Source organism: Pseudovibrio sp. JE062, from assembly GCF_000156235.1.
In the GTDB taxonomy this organism is placed as follows: Bacteria; Pseudomonadota; Alphaproteobacteria; order Rhizobiales; family Stappiaceae; genus Pseudovibrio.
Genome location: NZ_DS996809.1, coordinates 46,797 through 62,136, shown reverse-complemented (window position 1 = coordinate 62,136; position 15,340 = coordinate 46,797). Strand labels below are relative to the sequence as shown.

Sequence of the window (15,340 nt, the reverse complement as noted above, 5' to 3'; positions counted from 1 at the left end):
AACCTCATTGAAAGAAAGCCCTGTTCTAGTGTGAGAGCCGGGAAAGACCTTTCTCGCGCACGCAGCAGCTGGTCAATGAGGAAGGGACGCACGTGAACCTGCTTGACGTCAAAGGGTTGTCGGTAGAGTTTCGTGGAGACGAGGGGCGTCACGATGTTGTCCGCGATGTATCCTTCAACGTTCCGGAAAATAAATGCGTTGCGCTTGTTGGCGAGTCTGGTTCTGGTAAGACCGTCATCTCCAGAGCGGTTATGGGCATTCTCCCGGCCAAATCTCGCATCACTGCAGGCCAGATCCTCTTTCGCGACAACCGCAAAAATGGCGACTTCGTAGACATCGCAAAGCTCCCACCCGCTGGGCCCGCCATGCGTGCCATCCGCGGCGACCAGATTGCAATGATCTTTCAGGAACCCATGGTCTCGCTCTCCCCGCTACATACCATCGGAGATCAGATCGCAGAAGCTGCCAAACTGCATCGCTTTGTGGGCAGCAAAGAAGCGCTTGAACTGACCAAAGACATGCTGCGACTGGTCCATTTCCCAGAACCAGAACGTGCAATCCGTACATACCCATTCGAACTGTCCGGCGGCTTGCGTCAACGTGCTCTGATCGCCATGGCCCTTATATGTCGCCCATCACTTCTCATAGCAGACGAACCAACCACAGCTCTGGACGTCACCATTCAGGCAGAGATACTGAAACTGATCAAAGAGGTGCAGGCCGAGCTGAACATGACACTGCTCATGATCACCCACGACTTTGGTGTGGTCACCAATATGGCCGATGAAGTGGTCGTGGTCTATAACGGCGAGATCATGGAAAAGGGCAGTGTTGAAGACCTCTTTCTCACGCCCCAACACCCATACCTGAAAGCGCTCCTGAACGCCGTTCCGTCTCTTTCCATGGAGCCTGAAGAGCGCCTGGTCCCAATCCGACCAATCAAACCAAGAACACACCCCTCGGACCTGCATCCACATCCCGTCGGCAAAGCGCATGCTTTTCGTGGAACCTCTCTGATCGAACTGGAAGGCGTCAGCAAAACCTTCACGTTCAAAAACCTGCGCGGAAAGAAACGCAGAGGTATGACCACCGCGCTCGACAATGTCTCGCTAACTGTGCGCAGAGGCGAATGCCTTGGCATAGTGGGAGAGTCGGGCTCAGGAAAAACAACTGCATCGCTGGCTATGCTGCGTGCATTTCCACTCACACGAGGCAAGATCACCTACACAACGGAAGAAGGTCCGCGTGACATTCAGGGGTTCAACGAAAAAGAACTCTTCCAATACCGCAAACGCGCGCAGATCATCTTTCAGGATCCATTTTCTTCTCTCAATCCAAGACGCACCCTCAACGAAATCCTGCAGGAGCCTCTCGTCATCCACCGCATGGGCGACAGCCTCAGTCAGGCAGCCCGTATTCGGGAACTGATTGATCTGGTGGGCCTGTCTCCCAGATACCTGCGCCGCTACCCGCATTCCTTCTCCGGTGGTCAGCGACAACGTATTGGCATCGCCAGAGCGTTGGCCCTGAACCCGGAGTTCCTGATCTGTGATGAACCAACCTCCGCACTTGACGTGTCCGTTCAGGCGCAAATCCTGAACCTCCTCAAGGATCTGAAGGACGAACTCGGCCTCACTTACGTGTTCGTGAGCCATAACCTCGCGGTGGTTGATTACATTTCAGATCGCGTGGCCGTTATGTGTAAGGGCAAAGTGGTAGAAGTCGGTCCGACACGCCAAATCATAGACAACCCAATTCATCCTTATACAAAAGCACTTCTCAAGGCGGTGCCGGAACCCTCTCTGGATCACAAACTGGACTTCGGATCACTGGAAGGAACAAGCAGCTCCGATCCAACCCAATGGCCAGCTCCATATCGTATGCGCTACACAACAGTGCCATATCTGGTGGAGATGGAAACAGACCACTGGGTGTGTGCCCCTGGTATGGAAGCCATGCGTGACATCGTGGGACTGGGAGGCAGTCACATATGATCATCCGACGCTTCCTGAATGCATCGCTTGTCCTCGCAGCCCTCGCGTTCCCATCAGTCTCATCTGCCTTGGTTCTGAAAGAAACGCCCGGCATCCCTCCGGGCTTACCTCCTGTTGTCGACCGAGTGCCCAAAGAGCCGCTCGTAACCTATCCGGAAGACATGGGGCGTGTCATTGGTGTGCAGGGGGGCTCTCTGCATACACTGATTTCACGCCCCAAGGATGTCCGCCTCATCAACGTATGGGGGTATGCGCGCCTGGTCGGCTACAACGAAAACCTCGAGCTCAATCCGGATATTCTGGAAAGTGTCGACAATCACTACGACAAAGTCTTCACGCTGCACCTTCGGGAAGGACACAAATGGTCCGATGGCAGCTCATTTACGGCAGAAGATTTTCGCTTCTGGTTTGAAGACGTGGCCCTCAATGACGAACTCAATCCTATCGGTCTGCCAGGTTTTATGCTGGTGGATGGGGAGGGGCCAGAATTCACGGTGATCGATGAAACCGCCGTTCGCTTTGAATGGCATGCGCCAAACCCACTGTTTCTGCAAGAACTTGCAAAGGCGCGCCCGCCATTCATCTATCGGCCCGCCGCGTATATGAAGCAGTTCCATGAGAAGTATGGAAACCCTGAATTCATCCGCCAGATCGCCCGCATAGAAAAAGTCCGTGGCTGGGCGCCTCTGTTTAATCGCATGGACGATATGTACGGCGCCTCCAATCCGCACATCCCCACATTGCAGCCCTGGGTACCGCGCACAGCCTCAGGTGAACGCCGGGCTGTGATGGAGCGCAATCCCTTCTTCCACCGTGTTGATAATGCTGGCCAGCAACTGCCCTACATCAACCGTATCATCATGGATGTGGTGGACGGTAAACTCATCCCTGCAAAGACATTGGCAGGTGAGAGTGACCTGCAGGCGCGCGGCTTGGGCTTCTCCGATATCTCAGTACTAAAACGCGGCGAGCAAACACAGGACTATGACACTCGTCTCTGGCTCAACTCCAAAGGCTCTGAAATCTCAATCCTGCCCAATCTGAGCGTCAAAGACCCTGTTTGGCGAAAACTCATGCAGGATCGCCGGTTCCGCCACGCTCTCTCTTTGGGCATAGACCGTGAGCTCATCAACAAGGTGCTTTATTTCGGCTTAGGTCGTGCCGGCAATGACACCGTGCTCAACATCTCTCCGCTTTTCCAACCTGACTTCCAGACCGCATGGGCCGAGTTTAATCCTGACCTTGCAAACCAACTGCTCGATGATATCGGCCTGACCGACAGGCGAGGAGACGGTGTTCGCCTTTTGGAAGATGGGCGCCCATTGCAGCTCATTATCGAGATCACTGGTGAGAGTTCCGAGCAGGATGATGCTTTGGAGTTGGTTGCCGAAACATGGCAAGAGATTGGTGTCTCCGCTTTCATCCGTCCTAGCCAACGCGATACAATCCGCGCTCGCGCTCTATCAGGTGCTCTGATGATGTCTGTCTGGTCGGGTTTTGAAAATGGCGTCCCGACGGCTGACATGCCTCCCGTAGACTACGCTCCGACACGAGAGGATTTTCTCTCTTGGGCACCATGGGGCAACTACTATGAGAGTGATGGTCATGCAGGTGTCAGACCAGACTGGCCACCTGCCATCCGGCTGATCGAACTCTTTGATCAATGGCTCGTCAGCAGCAGCTTTGAAGAGCGGGATATGATCTGGGAGCAGATCCTTCAGATTCATGCGGACGAAACCATTCACATCGGTCTGGTCAACGGTGTTCGGCATCCGGTTGTTGTGAAGGGCCTGCTCAATGTTCCAGAGATGGGCATCTATGGGTGGGATCCGGGTGCTCAGTTCGGCATTCATCGCATGGATCTCTTCTTCTTCAAAGACTTACTGCCGGATGAAGACAGCTGAAAAAATAAACCTCCGATGTAAGCTTAAGCGCCCGCTAATGGGGCTTCTCAAACCTGATTAGATTTTCTCAGAGAAAGCCAAGAGTGCTCCTTTACACTTCACCCACGAGTGGTGTGAGAGAAGAAAGGGAAGCGGGTGCTCAATTACATCCTGCGGCGGCTTTTGGTGATGATACCAACGCTTGCCGCCATCAGTTTCCTCATCTTCTTCATCATTGAGCTGCCGGAAGGAGATTACATCTCCAACCAAATTTCCATGCTGCGATCAACCGGAGAGAGCGCCTCCATCGGCAGACTGGAATTTCTCCGCAAAGAGTTCGCCTTAGACCGCCCCTTTGTCGAGCGCTACGGCATATGGGTCGGCCTCTGGCCTGGACCCAATGGGTTCGATGGGCTCATTCAGGGCAACTGGGGCTGGTCCTTTGAGTATGATCAGCCGGTGGGGGAGGTTGTTGGCCCAACATTACCGCTTACAATTGCTCTCAATCTTGCAACTATCCTCTTTATCTACTGCGTTGCTTTTCCAATCGGCATCTATTCGGCAACACACCAATACTCCGTTGGCGACTACTCCTTCACCCTCATCGGATATCTCGGCCTTGCCACACCCAACTTCCTGCTTGCTCTCGTGCTCATGTATTTGGCCAACAGCTGGTTTGGCCTGACTGTTGGCGGCATCATGGAAGAGCGTTACATCGGCGAACCCATGAGCGGTGGCAAAGCCCTTTCCATTGTTGCTCACCTTGTCGTGCCGGTAATCGTCATCGGCACATCCGGCACAGCAGCCATGATCCGCCGTTTGCGTGCAAACCTACTCGATGAGCTTTTCAAACAGTACGTCACGACGGCGCGTTCCAAAGGCATGCGAGAAAGCAAGCTCCTTGTTAAGTACCCACTCCGTGTAGCCCTCAATCCATTCATCGCAGATATAGGCAACCTGATCCCGTCGCTGGTCTCGGGCTCTGTGATCGTTTCCGTTGTTCTGAACTTGCCAACAGTTGGTCCGGTTCTTTTGGGCGCGTTGCAATCGCAGGATCAGTTCCTTGCTGGGTTTATCCTGCTCTTTGTCTCCATCCTCACACTCATCGGCATGCTGGTCTCTGATGTCCTGCTTGGTTATCTCGACCCTCGCATCCGCCTCGGCAAGGAGGGTGTCAGACAATGAACCAGGGAGATCGCGGAGAAGACAAAGTAGAGCACTACGTCAATCCTAAGGGCTTCGATCCCAAAGAAGTGGAGATCCTGACCAGAGAGCAGGAACGCTACTATCAGGCTCCCCAATGGAAGATCATCTGGTGGAAGTTCCGCAAGCACAAGCTGGCTGTCGCGTCAGCCATTGTGCTCTTCTTCTTTTATCTCTGCGTGCCTTTTGCAGAAATCATTGCCCCGTACCCGGTTGCCAAACGAAATGTAGACTTCCTCTTCGCACCACCTCAGGCCATCCATCTGTTCCATGAGGGCAAACTTGTTGGTCCCTTCGTTTACGGGCTGAACCCTTCTGTCGATCTTGAGAACCTGAAGTGGGTCTACGAAACCGACACCACCAAAGTACAGAAACTTCGCTTCTTTTGTGAGGGAGAGCCTTATAAGTTCTGGGGCCTGTTCCCTGCTAAGTTTCACGTTGTCTGCCCTGCAAAAGACGGCACTCTCTTCATCGCTGGTACAGACAGGTTAGGGAGGGATCAGTACTCCGGCCTTGTCTATGGAGCACGGCTATCTCTCACCATCGGCCTTGTTGGTGTGAGCATATCGATGGTGCTGGGAGTGTTGCTGGGGGGGCTTGCCGGATTCTTTGGTGGTTGGATCGACAGCTCAATCCAACGCGTCATCGAGATCATGCGGTCACTCCCCGAACTCCCCCTCTGGATGGCGTTATCGGCTGCACTTCCCATCACGTGGTCGCCTGTCTGGATTTACTTCGGCCTGACAGTCATCTTGGGTCTGCTGGATTGGCCGGGGCTAGCCCGTGCTGTTAGATCCAAACTGCTTTCTTTACGGGAGGAAGAGTACGCTAAAGCAGCAGCTCTCATGGGTGCCAGTCCAAGCCGCATCATCGTCAAACACTTGCTCCCCGGCTTCACCAGCCACCTGGTCGCATCGGCAACTCTGTCTGTGCCCGCCATGATATTGGGGGAAACAGCATTGTCCTTCCTCAATCTGGGCCTCAGGCGCCCTGCCGTTTCTTGGGGTGTTCTGCTCAATGAAGCCCAGAATATCTCGGTGGTCACCATATATCCGTGGTTGATGGCGCCGGTTATTCCAATCATCATCGTGGTGCTTGCATTTAACTTCATGGGGGATGGGCTACGCGACGCGGCGGACCCATACAAGTAGCTGGAGCCTCGGGTGTCATGGAAGAGCAATCAGAGGACTGGGACCGCCAGTACAAAGAAGGCCGCTGGCATTTTCTCAATGACATCAAAGAAGCGGCCCGCTACGGCATTCTCTCCGCATGGCTGAGCCAGACTAAAGCGACACAAACCGTACTGGACGTAGGCTGCGGTGAAGCAATCTTGTATCACTATCTCAAAGCTGCAGGCCTGCAACACTATTGTGGTGTCGACCTGTCTGAAACCGCATTGAGCAAAGCCGAAGTGAACCCAGATGAGGCACAGCTGGTTCAATCTGATCTGGAAAGTTTCTCTCTCAACACCGGACAAAAGTTTACGGCGATTGTCTTCAATGAAGTGCTTTATTTCTGCGAAGATCCGGAGCAACAGCTCAAGCGATATGCGGAGTTTTTGGAGCCCGATGGTGTCATCGCAATATCCATGTACACACCCGCCCGCGAAAAGTCCGGTGCGCACAAATCACTCCAAAAGGTCTGGACTGAAACAGACAAGGCCACGCACTGGCAAGTGCTGGATGATTTAGAGCTGAACTCCCGCTCAAAGAACGTCGGTTGGAAGCTCCGCCTCGTTAAACCTGTCCGCTCGACTGGCTGAAGTCGCGCTTCGCTTCTTCGAGTGACTCCTGAGAACTGAGCCATACTGCTGCGGCGTGGGCGGAAGTTATCTTGAAATACACCTCCAAAAACTCAGAACACCCTTCGCCATGATCCAGATGGTGGGTCAGCAAGCCAATAGGCTCACTCGCATTCGTCCGCCGCCGGCAGAGCTGAAGGTCCAACCGCTTCCGCGCTGCGTCCCAACCAATAAAGCGTTTGTTCTTTTTCCATTTGATGATGTCCAAGTGGCTTTGCAGGCGCGGCAATCGGAAATGGTTGATCCATGTAAAGGCTGAGAGGCCATAATCACCTTGTTGCTGCAATAGTTGCACGGCGCGTGGAGCAATCCTGTTCCAAGGCGGTACAAACAGCGGCACAAAGCGCTCAGCAAACAAGCTTTGCAGGACCTCTTTGCCCTCTAGAAGTTCCTTCTCCATTTCCAAGGCAGTCCGCCGCCAACCAAACTCACTGGCTTTTTCACCACGAGATTTATCCTGATAGTTCTTATGCTGCCATCCGTGATGAAGCACCTGAACAGTGTGTGTATCCGCCAGGCGCTGGGCCAAAGCCTCTGTCGCAAACCTCGGGATAACTGCAAGCGAAAGCGGAATAGTGAACCGCTCAGAAAAGTCAATCAACTCATCCAGTTCTGACGTAGGCGAAACCGCATCATCATCGCGCCACCAAAACCTGACAGTGCGCCCACGCTCTGCAAACCAATCCAGATGCTGAATGAGTGCCTGCTCAAAAATCTCCTGATCCCTGTCGGTAGCTTTATCTTTTGTGGGGGTGAGCTCAACAGTGAGAGCAGGGCTAGAGGTCACGAGAAACATTCCTTTCCCAGATGATCCCAACTGTACTGTCTAAAGCCGTCTCCATACCAAGATCAGCAGCAAGTATCTGCGCTGAAATCTCTGCACCATTTAGCGCTACATGCAGATCAGGGGCAGGAAGACCAAGCGCTTTCTGAGCTGCTTGAGCCAACGTGTTTGGACTGAGAACCTTCTCTGGCACGGCCACTGCCCTGCGATGCTTCATCAGGCTGATGGCACGCTGTGTCTGTTCTGTCTCCGCTTCCTGCGCAAAGGGAACCAGCACAGACGGAATGCCTGCGCGCAGGATATCGACCACCGTGTTGTAGCCAGCTTGCGAAATGGAGAGTTTGGCGTTCTTCAAAAGAGCAGGGAAGTCCTTACGCGCCCGCTCAATGATCAGCTCAGAGGACGAATGCCGTGAAAGCTGATGAAACTCTGCCTCGGGAATGTCATGTCCAACCAGCACCCGCCACTTAGGTGTGGTGTTTGGGGGCATGTGGTTGGGAGCTGAAAGCGCAGCCCGCAGCAAAGCAGAGCCAACAGCACCGCCGCCGCAGGAAACAATCACCTCATCAGTTCCATCCGCTGAAGTCGCCTCTGTCGAACGATCATCGCTAATGTAACCCGTGTACCGAACATGTGAGCTGACCCGATAAGCAAAGGGGAAGCTGTCGCCCAGTGTGATAAGCTGCGGATCAGAGTGGACAAGAATGCGGTCGTAAAAGGCCGTTGCCTGCGAGGCCATCCACTCTTCCTTCCAAGCCTCATCCTTACGCACCAGAATATCGCGGACTGAGCAGACCACCCACGGCGGAGACGACTTGGTGCCAGCACATTCCAGAAGCCGGGTCATCTCAGCAGCAAACATACGCCTGCCAAACGGGTAGGTCTCAGTGATCAGTAGATCAAAATGCTCAGAGGAAAAGGCCGAGAGTGTTGCCGCAATACGCTTCTCCCACCACGCTTCATCGATTGGATTGTCATGCTCGTCCAGCAGCACATCAAATTTGGCACTTGCCGCACGAACTGCAGGCAGCTGCACCACAGACAGTCCACCACAGTCCAGAGTCGCAGGAATGCGGTTACCAGTGGCGAGCGTCACAGCAATACCTTGACGGACCAGTGCTTTTGCCAGCGCAACAGCCCGCACAATATGACCTGAGCCAAGTAGGTGCTGAACATGAATGAAGGCTTTCATCATCGGCCTCCGTGCACTCTCCGCTTAAACTGGTGATGTTCAAGAGCCGCATGGAGAACTTTGTCCAACCCTCTGGCTCCAGCTTCCAGACTGTGGTTCTTGTGAATGTTCTCTATGGCGGCAAGCCCCATGTTCTCACGTTTATGCGGGTTTTTGATGAGAGACATCAGGTTCTGCGCCAATGCCGAGGCATCCCCTTCATCAGAAAGCAGGCCGCTGGTGCCTTCCTCTACGATGTCAGGAACCCCAAACACCCGTCCACCCACCACAGGCAAGCCGCAGGACTGGGCTTCCAGAAACACAAAACCAAAGGCTTCACGAATGGCGGGCCAGACAAACACGTCGTGAGAGCGATAAAGCCGTGGCATTTCCTGCCATGGGATCAAACCAACAAACTCTGTGCGTTCCGGATCAAACAGCGGCTCAATCTCACCGCGGGCAGGGCCATCTCCAGCGATTGTCAGTCGCCATGGCAGATCTGCAATCTGCTTCAATGCAGCCGCCAGCACCATGTAAGAAAACTGCTTGTCCCCCTCACGCATCATGCCGGCGCAGAGCAAGCGTATCTTCCCGTCCGCAGAGCCTTTGGTAACGCTGTGGCTGACTTCGAACTTCGCAGTCTCTAGAAAGGGCGGAAGCACTGTCAGAACATCATCATTCAACACCTCTTTCAGACATTGAGCATCTGCGTTGGTGAGTGCAACAACCTGATTAGCCTGCGCTAGGGCAGCATCGGCTGCATTAAACCCAAGCGCCCAGTTGCCGGCCTGCCGTTTCGGTGCGCGGCTCGCCTCCACCACCACATAAGAAATGTTGAACTTGGCGCAAAGGTAAGGGCCAATCCAGTCTGGAGCTTTGTGATAGAGATGATAGGTGAGAAACACATCCGGCACATCACCACGCTCAATCCAGCGTTCCGCGATTACCTTGGCTTCAGCGATCGCAAGCTCTTTCACTTCCCGCGTAACATCTTCGCCGCCCTCTGCCCGCCAACTGCGGAAAGTAGACGCCACATCTACCTCATGCCCTGCCAGCTGTAATGCCCGCACAATCAGACGACCCATGGTCCGGTCCCCCGAAGGCACAGGATGGTCGATTGGTTTCATGGGAGCGGTAAAGGCAACTTTCATGAGCAAGGCTCCAGGCTTCTCGAAAACTGTTCTTCCAGAAAATCCAGACCGGGCGAGGCGCTGAAACGATCATGCACACTTCGAAACGCGTTACTGCCAAGGCGCTCGCGCTCTGCGGGTTGTGTGATCAGTGAGAGAAGTGCTTCCGAAAGGGAGGGCACATCTTCTGGAGGGCACAACACGCCGGTTTGCCCGCTCTCGATGATTTCAGGCAGCGCTGACACCTCAGTCGAGACACAAGGCAGCGACATAGCTTGTGCCTCCATCACCACATTAGGCAATCCGTCCCGATCTCCTGATTTGGAGACACGGCAAGCGAGAGCAAAAATGTCTGCCTTTTTCATCTGGTCCAAAACCCGTGCCCGAGGTTGTGGGCCGAGCCATGAAATCCGGTCATCCAGACCAAGCTGTTTGCCAAGGTCCTCTAACGATTGAGACAACTCACCTCCACCAACATGAGTGAAGTGCCAGTTCAACGCCTTGGGCAACTCACTGAATGCACGCAGCAAGATATCGTAGCCCTTCTTGTCCACCAGACGCCCCACGGAAATGATTTGAACACTGTCTTTTCCTGTTCCGTCTCGCAGGGTGGCAGGACGCGGAGCCTCAGGAAATCCGCAAAAATCTAGACCATGATAAACAAGGCTGATCTTGTCAGGCTCCGCGCAAAGAGATTGCAGGTAAGCAAGGTTAGCTTTGGTGCAGGTCACACCCCAGGCGGCATCCGCCAGCTTAGTCTCAAGCTCCCATCGCTCAGTAGTCCAGATGTCTTTCGCATGGGCGGAAAACGACCACTTGCGGCCAGAAAGCATGGCTGCGTACCGGGCAACTGTGCAGGGGCTGTGAAGGTAATGCGTGTGTATCCAGATGACGTCAGAGGGTAACTCATGAGCCATCACACAAGCTTGCCCCCAACGGCGAAACCGTTCCGCATTCCTCTTGTGTTTCAGGTCGTGCTCAAAGCAAGCTCTGGCGGCAGCATAAGTCGGCTGCGTCTTTGCCCAGTCCATAGCGCGCTTCACGCGTGGAGGATCGTCTTTCAGATACTCAGTCAGATAGAGCACATCTGCCGTAATCTTCTCATGCACGTCATGCACATAAGGATCATACGGGTGACGTAAAGCGACAATGAGTTGCTCCACACCTTGCTCCTGCAAGCCATAGATCTCCTGCGCAATAAACGTTTCAGAAAGACGCGGATACCCTTTAACCACGACTGCAATACGACCTTTCTCCATCGCTACCCCGTCTTGCAAGTCAGTTTAGGATCAGCAGAAACATTCAATCGTTGCATCAAGGCCTGATCACTCATGCCAAGAATTTCAGCGGTTCTGAGATTGATCACATCAAGCCCGCCCAAGTAATTCTCTGAATGGGCGTGAGATGGTGGGGCAATAAACGGAAGATTGGCGAGTGCCTTTACCATCAGCTCTACACTTGGGTAGGAGTCGATGGGCAGCATCTGCGCAAGGCCAAGCCGCTGGGCCTGCTCCGCACGAATGGCTTGTTCTCTGCGAGGCACAACACGCGGAACCAGCAAGGCCGGATTGTCGAAGGAAAGGACCTCACAGAAAGTGTTGTAACCGCCCATGCCAATCACAGCTGTTGCATTGGCCATGTAAGGCTCAATCTCTGGTGTGAAGCGCAGGATCTCAACATCGCGCAGATGCGAAGCACGAGTTGTAAAAGCCTCCACATCCGCCTTGCTCATGAATGGGCCAAGCACAATGAGAGCAGGGAAGAGTGGACGCAACCGGGCTTCATAAGCACGCATCACCCAATCCACCAGCTCAACGCCATCTCCGCCACCACCGGGCGTCACCAGCACATAAGGCGCACCATCAAACGGGGCTGTGAAATCCTGAGCTGAACTTGGCATTGACCGGCGCAGATAGCCGGTAAACAGCGTCTTTTGCATCACAGACTGGTCAAAGCCAAGTCCATCCAGCGGGTTGTTCATAACGGATGGGCCGTAAACCCAGATCTCGTCATAAAGATCATTGAGGGCAGGGTAGGCCCGTTTGCGTAGCCATTCTTCCTTCAGCACCAACGGATCATCCATCACATCGCGAAGGCCCAGCACCAAGCGCGTCTTCTGCCCTTTCAGGTACTGAAGCGTAGGCAGAACCTCGCTGCGCAGTCCAAGAGGCTCTTTGTCGACAATGAAGATATCCGGCTTAAACACCTTTGCAGTGTGCTCGATGATTGATGAGCGGATTGCGATCGTCTCATTGATGTCCAGTTGCAGCGAAAGGGAGGTGTACTCCCCGCTACGCAGTTTGATCACTCCGGGTATGCGGACGAAATCAACTCGGGAGCGAAACTCGAAACTACCAATTATAGGGGAGCCGGAAAGGATGAGGACGGACATTTCCGGGAAGGAGCCAACCAGAGATTGAGCGATTGTCCGGCATCGCCGCAGGTGGCCAAGGCCAAAGGTGTCGTGGCTGTAAATCAGAATTTTTGGCGTCATTACCGTCATGCGCTTCTTATTCCATCTGCTGCGCACAAACCTCAGCGTCAGATCATAGAAGTGGGGGAGGACCACCAGACAACAGCAAAACCAGTCCATCCGCTGATAGCGTCAGAACAGAACCCCAAAATCCAAGGGATGAAGAGGGTTTTGTGCCGTTTTTTTAAGATCTTGAAGCGTAAAGTTCCCTTGCGTCAGTTGAAGTGTAAATCGCATCGCCTCAGTTTGGGTTAGCCTGGCCTGAGCTTAATCGGAGTGGACATGGAAAAATCGCTTTTCCAATTCATCTGGAAGAACTCGGCCCGCTATCAAGTGGCGATTCTTCTAGTCACCTTATTGTCCTATCCGGTCAGTTACATCCTGCTGGATCTGCCTAAGACAATTACCAATGAAGCAATTCAGGGTAGCAATTTCCCGGTAGAGTTTTGGGGTGTCCAACTCGGGCAAATCGAGTACCTGGCGGTGCTTTGTATTTTGTTCTTGGTTCTTGTTGTCGTTAGCAACTGCATCAAACTCTACCTCAATATCTACAAGGGTAGACTGGGCGAGAGGATGCTACGCCAGTTGCGGTTTGAGCTGTTTCAGCGCGTACTCCGCTTCCGCCTGCCTCACTTTAAGAAGGTCAGCTCCGGCGAGATCATACCAATGATTACCGCTGAGGTCGAGGATGTAGGTGGTTTTGTTGGCGAGGCCTTTGCCCTGCCAGCCTATCAGGGCGGCATGTTGGTGGTGCAGGTTGGCTTCATTTTCATGCAGGATCCACTGCTCGGTCTGGCAGCTATTTCGCTATATCCGGTGCAGGGCTACATCATTCCCAAATTGCAGCAAAAGGTCGTGCGACTGTCGCGCCAACGCGTGAAGAATGTGCGCGTGATTGCGGATAAGGTTGGCGAGAGTATCTCCGGTATTTCAGAGATCCATAGCAATGACACCTCGGCCTGGCATTCTGCGGACCTATCTGATCGGCTCTACCGCAACTTCCGCATTCGCTTCGATATCTACAATCGCAAGTATTTCATCAAGTTCGTCAATAACTTCATGAACCAGCTGACGCCGTTCTTCTTCTACTTCATCGGCGGTTATCTGGTCATCAAAGGCCAACTCAGCATAGGCGCGCTGATTGCTGTGATCGCAGCCTACAAAGATCTGGCGGGCCCATGGAAAGAGCTGTTGGCGTACTATCAGATGACCGCAGACGTTTCAGTCAAATACCAGACCGTTGTTGAGAACTTCGATCCACCAGATCTATACGATAAGCAACGCCTCTTGGAAGATGAAACGCTTCCGCTATCCGGTCCGCTCACGCTCGATAAGCTTGGCCTTTCAGGTGCAGGAACAGGGCAGGAGGTTCATGGTGTTTCACTTATTGTTGAACCCGGTAAACCTCTGGCTGTCACAGGCATAGATGGGTCAGGACGGGCCGAGCTGCTGCAAATGGCAGCGGGCTTGCTCAGTCCAACCTCTGGCTCGGTCAGTGTCAATCAAACCAGTTTTGAGAACCTGTCGGAATCCACGCTGGGCCGGCAAATCGCCTATGTGGGTGGGCACCTTCATGTCTGGACGGGGACTATTCGCGACAACCTGTTTTACGGCCTGCGCCACAGACCGCAAGAGACCATCGACTACGAAGGCAGTGACCTGAAGAAGCGCCAGCGCCAATTACGAGAAGCGGAGATGACGCTCAATCCCTTCTTTGATCTCAAGGCGCGCTGGGAAGACTTTGAGCAGGCAAACGCCAGCTCCATGCAAGAGCTGGAGGAGAGAGCCCTCGAACTCTGCAAAGTCGCAGGTTTCTCGCGAGATCTCTATCTTTTAGGCGTGGAAACGGTCATTGATCAGCGTTACTGCGAGGAAGTGAACTGCGAACTGGTGCCAAACCTGCTCGCCGCCCGAAAAGCCTTTTGCGAGAAGATTAAGGGGGATGCGCGACTACAAAATCTGGTTGAGTTCTGGGATCCGGAAAAGTTCAACATGTCGGCCAATCTGGCGCAGAACCTGTTCTTTGCCAGCCCCAAAGAACACTTTATGACCATCGAGCATGTCCCGACCGATCCGCAGATCTCAGCCTTCCTCAAACAAACCGGCTTTGATGTGCTTCTTAGCGACATCGGCCTCAAAATCGCAACGACCATGGTGGAACTGTTTGCAGATGTCAGTGCAGACAGTGACCTGTTAAACAGATACTCCTTCATCAGCCGCGAAGATCTGCCAGAATTTGGTCGTATTGTGAATGAACAGAAAGGTGGCCAGCGCAGAAGACTGAAGGATGTCGACAGAGCGCGCCTCATCGCCCTTGCACTCAAACTCATCCCCGCCAAGCACCGTCTTGGTGTTTTGGATGATGAGATGCGGGACAAGATCGTCGCCGCCCGCGCTCAGTTTATTGAGAGTGTAGGCAAGGACAACGAGCGCTTCGAGTTCTTTGATCCGGAAACATACCTGACCACGCTCAGTATTGAAGACAATCTGGTCTTTGGTCATGCAAGGCTGGACCGCCGCGATGCGCGCCAGAAAATCCAGCAGGTTCTGCAGGAACTGGTCCGGGAGCGCGATCTCATTGTCCCGATCCGCCGCGCTGCCTTCGATTATCACGTGGGAGTGGCCGGTGCGAAGCTGTCTTCACACCAGCGTAGGTTGATATGTCTGGTCCGCGCATTGTTGAAAAACGCTCATATATATATTCTGGACGAGACAGCAAACAGCGCCAGTGCGACCGACAAAGAGCTGCGCACAGACCTTAAAAAGCTGATGTCAGATAAAATTTTCATGTTTGGAGTAAGTAATGAGACCGTCGCTGAGGAGTTTGAAACGGCGGTTCACCTAGAAAATGGGAGGGTTATCGAGAGATAGTCTTGGGAACTATGGTGAAACAAAGGCGAG

At 53.6% G+C, this 15,340-nt stretch carries 11 protein-coding genes; 6 read left to right on the top strand and 5 right to left on the bottom strand.

What is annotated here, in order from left to right; all coding sequences use genetic code 11:
• Positions 1–92 precede the first annotated feature (92 nt).
• The 5 genes from PJE062_RS12655 (at position 93) to PJE062_RS12635 (ending at position 6,842) form a co-directional block, all read left to right on the top strand.
• Entirely contained in the window at positions 93–1,994 is a 1,902-nt protein-coding gene (locus PJE062_RS12655) for an ABC transporter ATP-binding protein (RefSeq protein WP_037036832.1), read from the top strand.
• Entirely contained in the window at positions 1,991–3,898 is a 1,908-nt protein-coding gene (locus PJE062_RS12650) for an ABC transporter substrate-binding protein (protein WP_008550043.1), read from the top strand. The genes PJE062_RS12655 and PJE062_RS12650 overlap by 4 nt, the downstream gene beginning before the upstream one ends.
• Positions 3,899–4,033: 135 nt before the next feature.
• A complete protein-coding gene (locus PJE062_RS12645; RefSeq protein WP_008549905.1) occupies positions 4,034–5,062 on the top strand; it encodes an ABC transporter permease in 1,029 nt (342 codons plus the stop codon).
• Positions 5,059–6,231 (top strand): ABC transporter permease, encoded by a 1,173-nt coding sequence (locus PJE062_RS12640; protein WP_008549787.1) that lies wholly within the window; start codon positions 5,059–5,061, stop codon positions 6,229–6,231. Before PJE062_RS12645 ends, PJE062_RS12640 begins: the two co-directional genes overlap by 4 nt.
• A 17-nt stretch (positions 6,232–6,248) precedes the next feature.
• A complete protein-coding gene (locus PJE062_RS12635; protein WP_008549625.1) occupies positions 6,249–6,842 on the top strand; it encodes a trans-aconitate 2-methyltransferase in 594 nt (197 codons plus the stop codon).
• On the opposite strand, the gene PJE062_RS12630 is transcribed toward PJE062_RS12635, so the two are convergent.
• Genes PJE062_RS12630 through PJE062_RS12610 form a run of 5 tightly spaced genes read right to left on the bottom strand, consistent with a single transcriptional unit; the run spans position 6,817 to position 12,469 of the window.
• A complete protein-coding gene (locus PJE062_RS12630; protein ID WP_247643121.1) occupies positions 6,817–7,677 on the bottom strand; it encodes a polysaccharide deacetylase family protein in 861 nt (286 codons plus the stop codon). The two genes, PJE062_RS12635 and PJE062_RS12630, sit on opposite strands and share 26 nt — an antisense overlap.
• On the bottom strand, positions 7,658–8,857 hold the full coding sequence (locus PJE062_RS12625) for a glycosyltransferase family protein (RefSeq protein ID WP_008549489.1): 1,200 nt from the start codon (positions 8,855–8,857) through the stop codon (positions 7,658–7,660). The genes PJE062_RS12630 and PJE062_RS12625 overlap by 20 nt, the downstream gene beginning before the upstream one ends.
• Positions 8,857–9,987, bottom strand: coding sequence for a glycosyltransferase family 4 protein (locus tag PJE062_RS12620; RefSeq protein ID WP_008549818.1), 1,131 nt, complete (start codon positions 9,985–9,987; stop codon positions 8,857–8,859). The genes PJE062_RS12625 and PJE062_RS12620 overlap by 1 nt, the downstream gene beginning before the upstream one ends.
• Positions 9,984–11,225 (bottom strand): glycosyltransferase family 4 protein, encoded by a 1,242-nt coding sequence (locus PJE062_RS12615; protein WP_008550035.1) that lies wholly within the window; start codon positions 11,223–11,225, stop codon positions 9,984–9,986. The genes PJE062_RS12620 and PJE062_RS12615 overlap by 4 nt, the downstream gene beginning before the upstream one ends.
• A 2-nt stretch (positions 11,226–11,227) precedes the next feature.
• Positions 11,228–12,469: a glycosyltransferase family protein gene (locus tag PJE062_RS12610; RefSeq protein WP_050773912.1), complete on the bottom strand. Its 1,242-nt coding sequence runs from the start codon at positions 12,467–12,469 to the stop codon at positions 11,228–11,230.
• A 252-nt stretch (positions 12,470–12,721) separates the two neighbouring features.
• Here PJE062_RS12610 and PJE062_RS12605 point away from each other — a divergent pair, with 252 nt between their 5' ends.
• Positions 12,722–15,310 (top strand): ABC transporter ATP-binding protein/permease, encoded by a 2,589-nt coding sequence (locus PJE062_RS12605; protein ID WP_008549938.1) that lies wholly within the window; start codon positions 12,722–12,724, stop codon positions 15,308–15,310.
• Positions 15,311–15,340 lie beyond the last annotated feature (30 nt).